The organism is Methylobacterium sp. B4 (genome assembly GCF_003201865.1).
GTDB lineage: Bacteria > Pseudomonadota > Alphaproteobacteria > Rhizobiales > Beijerinckiaceae > Methylobacterium.
In genome coordinates this window covers 120701-135269 of record NZ_QJJJ01000005.1, presented here as the reverse complement: position 1 = coordinate 135269, position 14569 = coordinate 120701, and the positions used below count along the sequence as shown (strand labels likewise).

Sequence of the window (14569 nt, the reverse complement as noted above, 5' to 3'; positions counted from 1 at the left end):
CTACTCCGCCGCGGGCAGGCTCAGCGACAGCAGCCGCGCCGTGCGGGTCCGGCCGCCCGCGCCCGGGTCGGCGCCCGGCTCGAAGGCCCGTCGGCCGTCGTCGAGCGCGCCGCTCACCGCGTCGATGGCGAGGATCAGCGCGCTGATCATGCGCGAATCGATGCTGCGCTCGCGCGCGTGGCGCACCACGTCTGCGATCAGCCCGTCGGTCTCGCGGGTGAGCGCGTCGAGGGCGGCGGCCGAGGGTGCCTCGCGGGCCTCCGCCAGGATGTCGAGCAGGCGGTCGAGGATGACGTCGATGCGCTCGCGCCGCTTGCGGGCGAGCCGCTGGCCGAGCCAGGCCACGCCGGAGCCGAGCGTGCCGCCGAAGAAGGCAAACAGGTAGATCCAGTCCTCGTAGCGGTCGAGGAAGGTCTGCTGCTCGCGCTCGAAATAGTCCACCGCGCCGGGATGGTTGGGCAGCTGCGCGCTCGTGGCGGTGACGGTGGTGTCGTAGTCCGGCGGCTTCATCTGATGCGCCACGGGTGCGGCGGCGGCGAGCCGCGAGCGCCACTCGAACAGGTGCTGCACCACCGAGGCCACGGCGACCCGGCTCACCGCGCCCCGGGCCATCAGCCGGTAGGAGACGCCCACCGTCTCGACATCCTCCTCCGGGCGCTTCGGCCGCCCGCCGAAGGTGCCGGCCGCGAGCGTGACCGGCTGCAGCGTCGGCACGCGCTGCACGATCGCCTTGCCGTCCGGCACGCTGACGAGGGTCACCTTCCGCTCCGGCGAGGCGGCCTCGACCGCCCGCAGCATCACCTGAGCCGGCTTGGCGGTGGGCGAGGCGATGATCGCCACCGCATCGACCCGCTTGCCCTCCAGCGCCGCGGTGATCTCGTTGGCCTTGAGCGGCACGAGGCCGATGCGGCCGGCCGCGAGGGCGCCGCTGCCGAGCGCCTCCGCTTCGGAGGCCGCCTTAAAGTCGTAGAAGTCGAGCAGGCTCGTCAGCACCGGCAGGTCGGCGTCGTGTCGCGCCACGATGCCGAGGCGCCGGGTCGAGAGATCGGAGAAGCTCTCGATCTCCGTGCTCTCGGGGGTCGCGACGATCAGCGCCTCGTCGTGGAGGATGGCGAGCGTCAGGCCGTTATCCGGCAGCTTCACATCGGGCCGCACCACGGCCAGATCCGCGCGTCCCTGTTCGAGCGCGGCGGCGCTGTCGCGCACGTCGTCAAACGGCACGACCTGAAGCCGCACATCCTCGTGATTGCGGTTCAATGCCCGGGCATAGGTCTCGATCAGGGCCGCTTCCACGCCGTCGCGCGGACCCACCGCCACGGTCAGCAGAGAGGGGCGCGACAGGGCGACGACGAGTCCGGCCACGGCCGCGAAGCCGAGGGCCATCAGCACGTACAGCCATTCGCGCCTCATGAGGACGGTCGCCAAACGGCGACGAAGACCTCGAAATCGCGTGTGCTCCATCCAAGATTCATGAATTGAAAACCTGTCCGGATCGTGAAGAACGGATGATTGTGCGCAACGGTTCACCCACCCGTGAAGCAAGGCCCGAACCGCCCGTCACCGCCGCATGGCTGGAGCGGGTGGCGGTGCATTATCTCGACCGCTACGGCGCCTCGTCCGAGATGCTGCGCCGGGTGCTCGCCCGCCGCGTCCAGCGCCGCTGCCGCTCGCGCGAGGAGGATCCGGCCGAGCATGCCGGGCTGATCGAGGAGACGGTCGCCCGCACCCAGCGCGCCGGCCTCGTCGACGATGCCCGCTTCGCCGCCGCCCGCCTGCGCGGCCTGAGGCGGCGCGGCACCTCGACCCGGCAGGCCCAGGCGCGGCTCGCCGCCAAGGGGATCGATGCCGGCACGATCGCGGCGGCGCTCGCCGACGAGGAAGAGGAAGCGACCGGGACCGAGGACGGCGCGGCCGAGACCGAGCGGAAGGCGGCCTGGGCCTATGCCCGCCGCCGTCGGCTGGGCCCCTACCGCCTTACCGAGGCTCGCCCCCTCCACCGCGAGCGCGATCTCGCCGCCATGGCGCGGGCGGGCTTCTCCTACGCCCTTGCCAAAAATGTGATCGAGAGCGAGGCGGACGCGGACGAGACATCCTCCGACGAAAGTTGAGGGCGAGCCCTCGACTTGCTCGCCCGTCGCCCCAACTCGCGCCCGACGCGGAGCATCCTCCGCCGACGATGGACGAGGACGACAGGCATGACCGACCGCCACGCGAGCGCCCACTGGGAAGGCGACGGCAAGACCGGCAAGGGCCAGATCACGACCCAGTCGGGCGTGCTCTCGAACAACCCCTACGGCTTCAACACCCGCTTCGAGAACGAGCCGGGCACCAACCCGGAAGAGTTGATCGCGGCGGCCCATGCCAGCTGTTTCACCATGGCGCTGGCCTTCCAGCTCCAGTCCGCCGGCCTCAAGGCGACCTCCCTCGACACCAAGGCGGTCGTCACGCTGGTTCAGGACGGCGACGGCTTCAAGGTGACCAAGTCGGCCCTCACCCTGAAGGCCGTGATCCCGGGGATCGACCAGGCCAAGTTCGACGAGCTGGCCGGCAACGCCGAGAAGGGTTGCCCGATCTCAAAGGTGCTCAACGCCGAGATCACCCTGGACAAGACGCTCGCCCAGGGCTGAGGCCGGTCGCCTTGTTTTCGGCGGAGGACCGGCTTCCAAGCCATTCTCCGCCGTCGTTGCGCGTGCAAGCGAAGCAATTCGGATGGCGCGCCCTGTCCAGGGAAGACGGCGCCCTGGATTGCTTAGGCTCCACCTCGCAAGGGCGGGGAGCCGCCATCCGGACCATCGCTTTCCGGTGCGCAAGCCAACGCGCCGCATTGATCCCGGCGCGGGTGTGTTCATCTTCCGTTCGATGGACGAGAAGCTCGCGCGCAAGCTGCGCATCCTCGCGGATGCCGCCAAATACGACGCCTCCTGCGCGTCCTCCGGTGCGCCCAAGCGCAAGGCCGGGGCGGACGGGCTCGGCTCGACCACGGGGGCGGGGATCTGCCACGCCTACACGCCGGACGGGCGCTGCGTCTCGCTGCTGAAGATTCTGCTGACCAACTACTGCCTGTTCGACTGTGCCTATTGCGTGAACCGGCGCTCCTCGAACGTGGCCCGAGCGCGCTTCTCCGTCGAAGAGGTCGTGACGCTCACAATCGAGTTCTACAAGCGCAACTACATCGAGGGATTGTTCCTCTCCTCGGGCATCATCCGCTCGCCCGATTACACGATGGAGATGCTGACCCGCGTGGCTAAGAAGCTCCGGCGCGAGCACGGCTTTCGCGGCTACATCCATCTCAAGTCGATTCCCGAGGCGAGCCCCTGGCTGATCGAGGAGGCGGGTCTCTACGCCGACCGGCTCTCCATCAACATCGAGCTGCCGACCGAGGCGAGTTTGAACCGCCTCGCGCCGGAAAAGGACGGCGCGGCCATCGAGAGCGCGATGGGCCAGATCGGCGAGCGCATCGTCCAGGCCAAGGAGGAGCGCCGCCGCTTCTCGCCCGCGGGGCAATCGACGCAGGTGATCGTGGGCGCGGACGCCACCACCGACGAGGCCCTGATCCGAAAGTCTGCACTGCTCTACGGCAGCTACGGCCTCAAGCGGGTCTACTACTCCGCCTTCAGCCCGATCCCCGACGCCTCCGCCAATCTGCCGCCGCAGGCGCCGCCCCTGCGCCGGGAGCATCGGCTTTATCAGGCCGACTGGCTGATCCGGTACTACGAGTTCTCGCCCGACGACGTGGCCGGGGCCGCCGAGGACGGGATGTTCTCCCTCGACATCGACCCCAAGCTCGCCTGGGCCCTGAAGAACCGCCACCGCTTCCCGGTCGATGTGAACCGGGCCGAGCGGGAGATGCTGCTGCGGGTGCCGGGGTTGGGCGCGCGGGCGGTCGATGCGATCGTCAAGGCGCGCCGCCACGGCCGCCTACGCCTCGACGACGTGGCCCGGCTGACCTCCGGGCTCAAGCGTGCGCGCCCCTTCCTGATCGCCGAGGATTTCCGGCCGACTACCCTGACCGACCGGCTCGACCTGCGGGCGAAGCTCGCCGAGCCGGCGGAACAGTTGAGTCTGTTCTGATGAAGGCGCTCGCGCACCTCGGCCCTCCCCCCTCCGCGGGGGAGGGTGCCCGCCCAGCGGGCGGGAGAGGGGCCGGCTCCGCACTCTCCGGAACCGGCGCTCCCCGCTCCCGACCCCTGCTGACGCAGGGGCCACCCTCTCCCGCCGAGGGGGGAGGGGATTTCGGCGGTGGTGGCATCCACGTCGTCAGCCTCGCTCCCGGCGCGGACCTCGCCGGCTTCCGCGCGGCGGCCCGCCGTCTCATCGCCGCGAACGCGCCTCCGGAAACCGTCGTCTGGCAGACGGAAGCCCCGAGCCTGTTCGGGACCGATACGGCTCTCGCGGAAGCCCCGCCGCTGGCGCTGCCCCGCGCGGTGACCGAGATGATCACGATGGTGGTGCCCCACCGCGATCCCGAGCGCTACGGCCTGCTCTACGCCCTCATCTGGCGCGTCGTGCAGGGCGAGCGCGCGCTGATGGAGGTCGCCAGCGACCCGCTCGTCCACCGCCTCCACCGGATGCGCAAGGCGATCGGTCGCGACCTGCACAAGATGCACGCCTTCCTGCGCTTCCGCCGGATGCCCGGCAAGGGGCCAGAGCGCTTCGTGGCATGGTTCGAGCCCGACCATCACATCCTGGGGGCGGCCGCGCCGTTCTTCGTGGATCGCTTCCGCGGGCTGACCTGGTCGATCCTCACGCCGGAGGGGTCGGTGCATTGGAACGGCGCGCTCACCTTCGGCCCGCCGGGCCGGCGCGAGGACGTGCCCGAGGGCGACGGCTTCGAGGCGGGCTGGCGCGACTATTACGAGAGCACCTTCAATCCGGCCCGGCTCAACCTCGACGCCATGCGCGCCGAGATGCCCCGCAAGTACTGGCGGAACATGCCCGAGACGGCGGCGATTCCCGCCCTGGTGCGGGCCGCGAGCGCCCGCGCGCAGGCGATGATCGAGAAGGAGCCGACCATGCCGGTGAAGCGCGATCCCGTCCGCGCCGTGGCGAAGATGGCCCAGGACGAGCCGGATTCGCTCGAAGCCCTGAACGCGGTCATCGCCCGCTCCGAGCCGCTGGTGCCGGGGGCGACCCAGGCGGTGCTCGGCGAGGGGCCGGTCGGCGCGCGCATCGCCTTCGTCGGCGAGCAGCCGGGCGATCAGGAGGACCGGCAGGGCCGCCCCTTCGTCGGTCCGGCGGGACAGTTGCTCTCCCGGGCGCTGGAAGAGGCGGGCATCGACCGGCGCGAGGCCTACCTCACGAATGCGGTCAAGCATTTCAAGTTCACGCTTCGCGGCAAGCGCCGCATCCACGAGAAGCCGACGGCGGGCGAGGTGAGCCATTACCGCTGGTGGCTCGACCGGGAACTCGATTTCGTCGGCCCGAAGCTCGTGGTGGCCCTCGGCGCGACCGCGGTTCTGGCGCTCACGGGCAAGCAGATCCCGATCACACGCGCCCGCGGCCCGGCCGATTTTCACAAGGGCTTCGAGGGCTTCATCACGGTCCACCCCTCCTACCTGCTGCGCCTTCCCGACGAGGAGGCCAAGGCGATGGCCTACCAAGCCTTCGTCGAGGATCTGCGGCGGGCGAACGCCCTGGCGGCGTGAGGCGGCGAGATCCTATTCCGCCGATTGCCCGCTCGCGCGCAGCTGCGAGGCGACGCATTCGCGGACCGCATCCTCGATCTTGGCCTTCTGCGCGTTCGGGTAGCCCGCCACCTCATCGATGCATTTGACGAAGTAGCCCGCGGTGAAGCTCTCGTTGACCAAGACGAAGGACTTGCCGAAGCGGCTCGCCAGCTGCAGCCGGTCCATGGCCGAACTCTGCCGCCACGCCTCCAGCGTATCCGTCATCGACAGGGCCTGCGCGGCCCCCGGCAGCAGGAGTGCGACGAGAAGCGGGGCGAAGTGGCGGCGCATCGTGCAAAAATCTCCCGGATTTGTTTTCTGCTTTTACTGAACGTCATTCACAATCATCCCGTAATACGGTGATGATCGGCGTGATGACGTCAGATAAAACTTCCCGTCCTGTCGGACAGCCTGGCTCTTGCATTCTTTTCCTTATTTTCCGCTGAGACTTGCTTCCCCGAAGGCCTCGCCTGAAACGGCGACCGCCTCACGGCCGCCAGTGCGAAAACCCGGCGACGCAGTGGATCAGGCGGCGCTGGCGGGCGGTTTCGCCGAAGGGCGCGAGTTCCCAGGTCCAGGTCCGCTCGGGCGTTCGCAGCCGGACGCCGTAGAGCAGGTCGTGCTGCGCATGCACCCGGCCTTGCCGGTCCTCCTCGGTCTCGTCGAGGTCGGTCACGAGGCAGATCCGGGCCGAGAGCCCGGCGAGCGCCGCCAGATGCCCCTCCACGATCCGCCGGCCGAAGGCGTCGCCGTCCTCTCGCGTCCACCGACCGATGGGTCGCCGCGACGCCTCGAGGCGTGCGACCGGCCGGATCGGCAACTGCGAGAGGAGGTTGGCCGAGATCACGAGGCCGGTCTCGGGTGCGGCGCAGATGGGTGGAAGCCGCGGGTCGAGGTCGGCCGCCCGTCCCGTCAGCAGGGCCATCGCGCCGCTCAGATCCGCCGTCAGCGGCTCGACATTGGCGTAGATCCGCATCCGGCGCAGGGCGGGCCGCAGATGTACGGCATCGACCAGCACCACCCGCCGGAAGGCTTTCGCGAGACAATCGAGGGGCACATCGTCGAGATTGCCAGAGCCCAGAACCACGGCGGTGTCGCGCACTGCCGTCGCCGCGATGGCCGCGCGCATGGTCGCCCGGCTCGCTTCGAGATGCGGCGCCCAGGCGGCTCGGCAGCGGCGTGCCCGCGACAGCAGCCAGATGCTGTCGCGCAGGTAGCCGAGCCGGCGCTGGGCGCGCGGTGCGGGCGTGGTCAGAAGATGAAGGAGGTCGAGCAGCACGGCCCGGCCTCCGGCACGGGCCGACGCCTGTCAAGGCGCGTCACGCCATGGTCGCGATTTCGCGCCAAACGAAGCGCTCCGCTGCCGAAATCTGCCCCTTCGCGATGAACGCTCGATTCGTCCGCCTCGCCGCCGCCCTGATCGCGCTCTGCGCCGCCATCGGCGTCGGTGCCGGCTTCACCGCCGTGTTCGGCCGCACCGGTTCGGCACCGCTCGCGGCCTGGATCATGGTCGCCTACTTCACGAATCTGACCGGGATCGCCGTCGCAATCCTGTTCGGCGGGATCGCGCTGGGCCTGCCGGCGCTGGCCCGCCCCCGGCTCGTCGCCGGAGCGGCCCTGGCGACGCTGCTGGTCGGCCTCGTCCAGCGGCTGCTCCTCTACCGGGTGCGGGAACTGCGCGGCGGCGACCTCGTCGGCGACATCCTCCTGCATCAGGCCCTGCCGGTGCTGGTACCGCTGTTCTGGCTCGCCCTGGTGCCGAAGGGCCGCCTCTCGCCGCGCGACCCGCTGCTCTTCGCCGCCTACCCGCTCGCCTATCTCGGCTACACCCTGATCCGGGGCGCCTACGACGCGCGCTATCCCTACCCGTTCCTCGACGTGGGCAGGATCGGCTGGGGACCGGTCGCGGCCTATGCCGGCCCGATTGCGGTGGCCTTCCTCGCGGTCGGCTGGGCGATGGTGGCCCTCGACCGCCTGCTGGCCGTCGGAGCCCGCCGCCGCGCGGCCCGCTCGTAGCGGGCGATCGGCGGCGCGGCGAGCCCAGGGAACCAAGGGTCCAGCAGGCTCGGTCGGCAGGAACCGGATCCCGCCGACCATCGCTCGGGCGGGCCGGAAGCCGCCTTTCGCTCCGGCGGTCAGCCCTTCTTCTTGTAGGCCTTGATCGCGCTCTGGCAGCCGGGAGACAGCTGCGACATGTTCTTCTGGAAGCAGGCCTGCGTCTCCGGGCCGTCCTCCGGCGGAAGGCCGGCGCAGAAGGTCGTGAAATCACCGGCGCATTGCTGCTGGAGGACGGCCTTGTCCTCGTCCGACATGGGAGCGGCGAACGCGGCACTCCCGGCCATTACGGTCAGTGCGGCGCCCAGCCCAAAACGTACCAGCATGATCTGCTCCCAAAACGCCCGGTCGATCCGGGTCGAAGGCCAGAACGTCGTCCGGTCTTCAACCGTTGCATCCGAAATGCGTGCTGCGGTGAAGCCCGCAGTCAGAGGCGTCATCGAGGGGCGAAGCCTCGGGAACGAAAAGTCCAAGCTCAAGGTTGATCGGTCCGCATTTCAGGGGGGACACGATGAAACCCTTGCCCGCCTTGCTGCTCGGGTTGATCTTTCTGGCCCATCCGCAGGCTCTGTCGGCGCAGAGTGCCGAAGAGGAGCCGCCGGCCGCGACGATGGAGGCGGATGAGCCGCGTCCGGGGCCGCCGCCCCCTATGCCGGACTTGTCCGAGCCGAATACCCGTGCGGGCGAGGCCCTGAACGAGCCCGGGGGAAGCTCCGGCATTCCGAAGGCCCTGCGCGGGTCGGGGTCGAGAGCGGGAGGCCCCGCCAACGATCTCAACCCGGGCGGGCAAGCCGAGGCGCCGGCACCGCCGCGCGGCGATCTCGGCAAGGTCCTCGCCGGCCGGGATCTGTTCCACGGGAATTATTGCGGGAAGGGCCAGCGAGGGGAGGGGCTGCCCGCGATCGACGCCCTCGACGCGGCCTGCATGCGCCACGATGCCTGTTACGAGAGCAGCGGTTTCAACTCCTGCGCCTGCGACGCGGCCCTGAGACGCGAGGCGGCGGCCGTCGCCGACAGTCCAAAAGTCTCCCTGGAGGTTCGGCGCCGAGCCCTCAGCGTGGTCGAGGCGACGGCGGCCATGGAGTGCCGCGCGCCCTGATCAACCGGCGGCGAACAGGCTCGCGATCTCGCCGGGCCCGAGCACCCGATAGCCGCCCGCCTCCAGATCCGTCGGCAGGGCAAGGCCGCCGACGCGGTCGCGATGGAGCGCATCGACGTGGTTGCCGAGCGCCGCGAACATGCGCCGAACCTGATGGTAGCGGCCCTCGTGCAGCATCACGGTGCAGTGGGTCGCATCCTCGGTCTCCATCCCGACGGGCAGGAGCGGCCTGTCCTCGCCCTCCAGCATCAACTCGCCGGAGGCTAGGATCGCCGCCTCGTCGCCCTGGAGCGGGCGGGCCAGGCTCACCCGGTAGCGCTTGGACACCTTGGCCTTCGGCGAAATGATCCGGTGCAGCAGAGCACCGTCGTCGGTCATGAGCAGGAGGCCCGAGGTCTCCTTGTCGAGGCGCCCGACGGTCGAGAGCGCCGGATCGCGCCGCCGCCAGCGCTCGGGCAGCAGCCCGTAGACCAGCGGCCCTGCCTCCTTGTGGGAGCAGGTCACGCCGAGCGGCTTGTGCAGCATCAGGCAGACGCCCGGCAGCGGGTCGAGCGCCTCTCCCTGCACCGTCATCCGCTCCGGCAGGTCGGGGTCGAGGGGGACACGCTGCGAGGCGTCACGCAGGCTCTGCCCATCGAGGCGCACGAGGCCGGCCCGGGCCAGCCCCTCGACCTCGCGGCGCGAGCCGTAGCCGAGATTGGCCAGGAGCCTGTCGAGACGGAGCGCCTTCACTTGCGCGCCTCGAACAACTTGTAGCCCCCTTCCGTGACGGTCGGCGTGACGGTGCGGAAGGCCGCGCGCAGGGGCGCCTCGTAGGGAAGGTGGGCGTTGGCCACGAGGTGCAGCGTCCCGCCCGGCCGCAGGGCGGCCGCCGCGCGGGCGATGAAGGTGCGGCCCAGGGACTGATCCTCCGCGCCGCCGTCGTGGAAGGGCGGGTTGGTGACGACGAAGTCGAGGCCCGACAGGGCCGGCTCCGACCCGCGCAGGTCGGCCCAGTGGAAGCTGGCCCGCGCCTCGCCGACATTGCGCCGGGCCATCTCGATGGCGCGGCGGTCGATGTCGACGAGCGCCAGCGCCGCGACCTTCTCGGATTTCAGCACTGCGCGCGCCAGGATGCCGAGGCCGCAGCCGAGATCGGCCCCGCGTCCCGACAGGGTCGGCAGGTGGCGCAGCAGCAGGGCGCTGCCCGGATCGAGCCGGTCCCAGGAGAAGATGCCGGGCTGGGTGCAGAGGGCGAGGTTGTCGATGTGGCGCGGCGCGCCCCCCGAAATCGCGGGCTCGATGCCTTCGGGCGCTTCGGGCCGCGTGGCCGTGCAGATGCGGTGGTGGCGGCGCGCCTCGTCACTCACCGCGAGACCGAAGCCGCGCAATTCCTTGGCGAGCCGCGAGCCGCCCTTGTCCTTCGGGGCCAGGGCCACGAGCCGAGCCCCGGGCCGCAGGGCGCGGATCGCCAGGGCCAGGGCGTAGCGCCGCTCCATCGTGCCCGGCGGCGCCAGCAGCACGGCGGCCTCCAGGCTCGCCTCCGCCGCATCCTCCAGCCGCGCCGAGCCGGGGATCAGCGGCGAGACCTGGGCGGCGCCCTCGGGCACGGCGGCGAGATCGGCCGGCGGAAGGCCGTAGAGGATGGCCCGCAGATCGGGAACGGTGTGGGGCATGGGGCTAGGTGTTCAGGCTGTGGCCGTCGCCGCAAGGGGTTCATCCCATCCTGATCCTCATCCTGAGGTGCCCGCGTGAGCGGGCCTCGAAGGGTGTTCCAGCAACCGCGCGGGCTCTGGAGGATTCTTCGAGGCCGCCGCTTCGCGTCGGCACCTCAGGATGAGGTCGGGGATGGGATGGCGAGAAAGAGAGGTCAGCCCGTCGGGAATTCGAGGCCCATCTCGCGGTAGCGGGCGGGATCGTCGGCCCAGTTCTCGCGCACCTTCACGTGCAGGAACAGGTGCACCTTGGACTCGGCGGCTTCAGCGATTTCGATGCGGGCCGCATGGCCGATGGCCTTGATGGTCTGGCCGCCCTTGCCCAGCACGATCGAGCGTTGGCTCTCGCGCTCCACGAAGATCGTCTGCTCGATGCGCACGGAGCCGTCGGGCCGCACCTGCCACTGATCGGTCTCGACGGTGGAGCGGTAGGGCAGCTCCTCGTGCAGCCGGTCGTAGATCTTCTCCCGGGTGATCTCGGCGGCGAGCATCCGCAGCGGCGCGTCGGAGATCTGGTCCTCCGGGTAGAGCCAGGGGCCGGGCGGCATCCGCCGGGCCAGCGCCTTGCGCAGGTCGGCGATGCCATCGCCCTTCAGTGCCGAGATCAGGAAGGTATCCTCGAAGGACACCGCGGCGTTGAGCTTGGCCACGAGTTCGAGCAGACGCTCGCGGGCGATGAGGTCGATCTTGTTGAGGATCAGGATCTTGGGTCGCTTCACGTCCGGCAGGCGGCGCAGGATCGTCTCGACCTCCTCGTCGGCCCCTTTTCGGGCATCGACCAGCAGGCAGACCGCGTCGGCATCCGAGGCGCCGCTCCAGGCGGAATGCACCATCGCCCGGTCGAGGCGGCGCTTGGGGGCGAAGATGCCGGGCGTGTCCACCAGCACAACCTGCGCCGCGTCCTCCATGACGATGCCGCGGACCAGCGCCCGGGTCGTCTGCACCTTGCGCGAGACGATCGAGACCTTGGCGCCGACGAGCGCGTTCAGGAGGGTCGATTTGCCCGCATTCGGCACGCCGATGAGCGCGACGAAGCCCGCGCGCGTTTCTGCCGGTGCCTCGTGCGGGGCGCCGCCCTCGCCGTCCTCGTGCTCAGCCATGTGACTCAACCAATCGATCCATCCTGTCCCTGCGTTCCGCCGATGCCCTCGCGGGCCAGCACGGCGCGCGCCGCTTCCTGCTCCGCCACCCGCTTCGAGGCGCCCTCGCCGTAGCCGGGGTCGATGCCCTCGACCCGCACCGCGATCCGGAAGACCGGGGCGTGATCGGGGCCCGAGCGCTCCACCACCTCGTAGAGCGGGATCGCGAGGCTGCGCGCCATCGCCCATTCCTGCAAGGCCGATTTCGCATCGCGCCCGCGCGGCGCGGCGGTTTCCTCGCCGGGGCGGAAGGCGCGCTGCACGATCGCGCGCGTCGCCTCGTAGCCGGCATCGAGGAAGACCGCGCCGAGGATCGCCTCGCAGACATCCGCCAGGATGGTCTGGTTGCGTCGCCCGCCGGTCTGGATCTCGCCGGGGCCGAGATTGAGATGGGGCCCGACCTCCCAGCTCTCGGCCACCGCCGCGCAGGTCTCGCGCCGCACGAGGCCGGCGAGCCGGCGGGAGAGCTCGCCCTCTTCCGCGCCCGGCATGGCCCGGTAGAGCGTCTCGGCCACCGCGAGCCCGAGCACACGGTCGCCCAGGAATTCCAGTCGCTGGTAGCTGCCGACGCGGCCCGAGGCGCCGGCCTTGCTCACATGGGTCAGCGCCAGGGGCAGCAGGGCCGGATCGGCAAAACTGTGGCCGATGCGCGCCTCCAGCACTTCGAGGCTCGGCCGAGGACGGTGCGCGCGCCGGGCACGGCTGGAGCGCGCGGCGCCTTCGCCGTCCTCGCTCATCGCCGACCGCCCCACGGGGCGGCGGCGGATCGTCCTGTCGCCGACACGTCCGTCCGAGGGATCAGTGGATCGTCGAGAAGATGCGGCTCCAGCGCACGTCCGCCGGCCAGCGCCAGATCTGCCAGGCGGGGGTGCGCTCGTCGATCGAGAAGAAGATCATCTCGGCGCGGCCGACGAAGTTCTCGAAGGGCACGTAGCCGACGCTGGCGAGATCGCGCGAATCGGTGGAATTGTCGCGGTTGTCGCCCATCATGAAGTAGTGGCCCGCGGGCACCGTGTAGACCTCGGTGTTGTCCCAGAAGCCGCGGTCGCCGTCGCGCTCGATCACCCGGTGCGTCACGCCGCCCGGCAGCGTCTCGTTGTACTGCGCGACCTTCACGGTCTGGTCGAAGGCGTCGAGGGTCTCGTAATCGGCGATGCGCTCGCGCTTGACCGGCTTGCCGTTGATATTGAGCACGCCCTCGATCACCTGGATCTTGTCACCGGGCAGGCCGATCACGCGCTTGATGTAATCGGTCGCGTTGTCCTTCGGCAGCTTGAACACGGCGATGTCGCCGCGCTTCGGCTCGGCGGCCCAGACCCGGCCCTTCGCCTGGAAGGGCAGGTACTCGGAGAGGGGCAGCGAATATTTCGAGTAGCCGTAGGTGTATTTCGAGACGAACAGGTAATCGCCGATCAGCAGCGTGGGAATCAGCGATCCCGACGGAATGTTGAACGGCTGAAACAGCAGCGTGCGCACCACCAGTGCGATCAGCAGCGCCTGGACGCCGACCTTCACGGTTTCCCGGATGCTGGCCCAGGTCCCGGGCTCGACTGGCCGGATCTCCGTCTTGCCCTCGCGATCCACGCGCGCGTGCCCCGTATCCATGAGTGATGCAGCCTCCGGCCCCGCCGTATCGGCAGCCGCTTCCTGTTGGCTGGTGGGCTGTCCTGCTGGGCGGCGGGTCTAGACTAAGCCGGGCTCGCCCGCAACGCGGAGGATGAGCTGGCTTAAACCTATGCTGCCTTCGAAACCGGCACGGCCTCGATGATCACGAAGGCCTGCGCCAGAGGGGGTTCGTCCGTCAGCGTGATGTGGAGCCGGGCCTCGTGTCCCGCCGGGACCATGCGTGCCAGGTGCTCCCGCGCACCTCCGCTCAGCTGCAGGGTGGGTTGGCCGCCGGGCAGGTTGACCACTTCCATGTCCCGCCAGAACACGCCCCGGCCGATGCCGGTGCCGAGTGCCTTGGCGCAGGCCTCCTTGGCGGCGAATCGCCGGGCGTAGGACGGCGCTCGGGCGGCGCGCCGGTCGCATTTGGCCCGTTCCCCGTCCGTGAAGACGCGATGGGTGAAGCGCTCGCCGAATCGCGCCAGCGAGGACTCGATGCGGCGGATGTCGCAGAGGTCGGTGCCGATCCCGAGGATCATGGTTCGGCCTGCCGCCGGGCCCGGTCCATGGCCGCGCGCATGTCGTGCACCGCCTGCCGCAGGCCGACGAAGATCGCCTCGGCGATCAGAGCGTGGCCGATATTGAGTTCGCGGATCTGCGGCAGCGCCGCCACCGGCCCGACGCTCTCGACGGTGAGGCCGTGGCCGGCATGGATCTCCAGGCCGAGCCCGGCCCCGTGGGCGGCCGCCCGCACGATCCGGCCGAGCTCGTGCGCGACCCGGGCCGGATCGCCCTCGATCACCGCCTCGCAATAGGAGCCGGTGTGCAACTCCACCACGGGCGCGCCCAGGGCCCGTGCTGCCTCCATCACCGCCTCGTCGGGCTCGACGAACAGCGAGACGCGGATGCCGGCCTCCGCCAGGGTGGCGATGCGCGGCGCCAGATGCGCGCGGCCCGTGACGATGTCGAGGCCGCCCTCGGTGGTGCGCTCCTCGCGCTTCTCCGGCACGAGGCAGGCGGCGTGGGGCCGGGTGGCGAGCGCGATGGCGACCATCTCGTCGGTCGCCGCCATCTCCAGATTGAGCGGCACCGGCAACTCCCGGAGCGCCGCGATGTCGGCGTCGCGGATGTGGCGGCGGTCCTCGCGCAGGTGCGCGGTGATGCCGTCGGCGCCCGCGGCCACGGCTTCGCGGGCAGCGCGCACGGGATCGGGCGAGAGCCCGCCGCGGGCGTTGCGGACGGTGGCGACGTGATCGATGTTCACGCCCAGGCGCATGGACGACACGGCTTGCTTCCGATCCTTCGCCGAGT

The 14569-nt window shown here is 70.4% G+C and carries 17 protein-coding genes; 6 read left to right on the top strand and 11 right to left on the bottom strand.

Annotation, left to right across the window (positions count from 1 at the left end; translation table 11 throughout):
- A complete protein-coding gene (locus BY998_RS09425) occupies positions 1–1410 on the bottom strand; it encodes a TAXI family TRAP transporter solute-binding subunit (protein ID WP_110351506.1) in 1410 nt (469 codons plus the stop codon).
- Positions 1411–1622: 212 nt separating this feature from the next.
- On the opposite strand from BY998_RS09425, the gene BY998_RS09420 reads away from it, so the two are divergent.
- From BY998_RS09420 to BY998_RS09405, 4 genes are all read left to right on the top strand, one after another.
- Positions 1623–2108, top strand: a complete 486-nt coding sequence (locus BY998_RS09420; RefSeq protein ID WP_110351505.1) for a RecX family transcriptional regulator — start codon at positions 1623–1625, stop codon at positions 2106–2108.
- Between the two features lie 87 nt (positions 2109–2195).
- Positions 2196–2627, top strand: a complete 432-nt coding sequence (locus BY998_RS09415; RefSeq protein WP_110351369.1) for an OsmC family protein — start codon at positions 2196–2198, stop codon at positions 2625–2627.
- A 232-nt stretch (positions 2628–2859) separates the two neighbouring features.
- Complete coding sequence (locus tag BY998_RS09410) at positions 2860–4071, top strand: putative DNA modification/repair radical SAM protein (protein WP_110351504.1); 1212 nt, start codon at positions 2860–2862, stop codon at positions 4069–4071.
- Between the two features lie 176 nt (positions 4072–4247).
- Positions 4248–5645 (top strand): UdgX family uracil-DNA binding protein, encoded by a 1398-nt coding sequence (locus BY998_RS09405; RefSeq protein ID WP_245421545.1) that lies wholly within the window; start codon positions 4248–4250, stop codon positions 5643–5645.
- Between the two features lie 12 nt (positions 5646–5657).
- Here BY998_RS09405 and BY998_RS09400 read toward each other — a convergent pair whose 3' ends face one another.
- Both BY998_RS09400 and BY998_RS09395 read right to left on the bottom strand, forming a co-directional pair.
- Entirely contained in the window at positions 5658–5957 is a 300-nt protein-coding gene (locus BY998_RS09400) for a hypothetical protein (protein WP_110351368.1), read from the bottom strand.
- Positions 5958–6153: 196 nt separating this feature from the next.
- Positions 6154–6945, bottom strand: a complete 792-nt coding sequence (locus BY998_RS09395) for a hypothetical protein (protein WP_110351367.1) — start codon at positions 6943–6945, stop codon at positions 6154–6156.
- A gap of 104 nt (positions 6946–7049) precedes the next feature.
- On the opposite strand from BY998_RS09395, the gene BY998_RS09390 reads away from it, so the two are divergent.
- The gene (locus BY998_RS09390) at positions 7050–7682 is read left to right on the top strand and encodes a Pr6Pr family membrane protein (RefSeq protein WP_110351502.1); all 633 of its coding nucleotides are present in this window, start codon (positions 7050–7052) and stop codon (positions 7680–7682) included.
- A gap of 119 nt (positions 7683–7801) precedes the next feature.
- On the opposite strand, the gene BY998_RS09385 is transcribed toward BY998_RS09390, so the two are convergent.
- Positions 7802–8161 (bottom strand): hypothetical protein, encoded by a 360-nt coding sequence (locus BY998_RS09385; RefSeq protein ID WP_245421541.1) that lies wholly within the window; start codon positions 8159–8161, stop codon positions 7802–7804.
- A 71-nt stretch (positions 8162–8232) separates the two neighbouring features.
- On the opposite strand from BY998_RS09385, the gene BY998_RS09380 reads away from it, so the two are divergent.
- Positions 8233–8820, top strand: a complete 588-nt coding sequence (locus BY998_RS09380) for a hypothetical protein (RefSeq protein WP_110351500.1) — start codon at positions 8233–8235, stop codon at positions 8818–8820.
- Here BY998_RS09380 and BY998_RS09375 read toward each other — a convergent pair whose 3' ends face one another.
- The 7 genes from BY998_RS09375 to BY998_RS09345 all read right to left on the bottom strand — a co-directional run bounded on the left by BY998_RS09375 (position 8821) and on the right by BY998_RS09345 (position 14543).
- Positions 8821–9552 (bottom strand): pseudouridine synthase, encoded by a 732-nt coding sequence (locus BY998_RS09375; RefSeq protein WP_110351366.1) that lies wholly within the window; start codon positions 9550–9552, stop codon positions 8821–8823. It lies immediately after the preceding gene.
- On the bottom strand, positions 9549–10475 hold the full coding sequence (locus BY998_RS09370) for a methyltransferase (RefSeq protein ID WP_110351365.1): 927 nt from the start codon (positions 10473–10475) through the stop codon (positions 9549–9551). Before BY998_RS09370 ends, BY998_RS09375 begins: the two co-directional genes overlap by 4 nt.
- A gap of 194 nt (positions 10476–10669) precedes the next feature.
- Entirely contained in the window at positions 10670–11614 is a 945-nt protein-coding gene (gene era / locus BY998_RS09365; RefSeq protein ID WP_110351364.1) for a GTPase Era, read from the bottom strand.
- A gap of 5 nt (positions 11615–11619) precedes the next feature.
- Positions 11620–12390, bottom strand: coding sequence for a ribonuclease III (rnc, locus tag BY998_RS09360; protein WP_110351363.1), 771 nt, complete (start codon positions 12388–12390; stop codon positions 11620–11622).
- A gap of 61 nt (positions 12391–12451) precedes the next feature.
- Positions 12452–13258, bottom strand: coding sequence for a signal peptidase I (gene lepB, locus BY998_RS09355; protein WP_110351362.1), 807 nt, complete (start codon positions 13256–13258; stop codon positions 12452–12454).
- 128 nt (positions 13259–13386) lie between these two features.
- Positions 13387–13797: a holo-ACP synthase gene (acpS, locus tag BY998_RS09350; protein ID WP_110351361.1), complete on the bottom strand. Its 411-nt coding sequence runs from the start codon at positions 13795–13797 to the stop codon at positions 13387–13389.
- Positions 13794–14543 carry a pyridoxine 5'-phosphate synthase gene (locus BY998_RS09345; protein ID WP_110351360.1) on the bottom strand — a complete coding sequence of 250 codons (750 nt, stop codon included), beginning with the start codon at positions 14541–14543 and terminating at the stop codon, positions 13794–13796. Before BY998_RS09345 ends, acpS begins: the two co-directional genes overlap by 4 nt.
- Between the last annotated feature and the right edge of the window lie 26 nt (positions 14544–14569).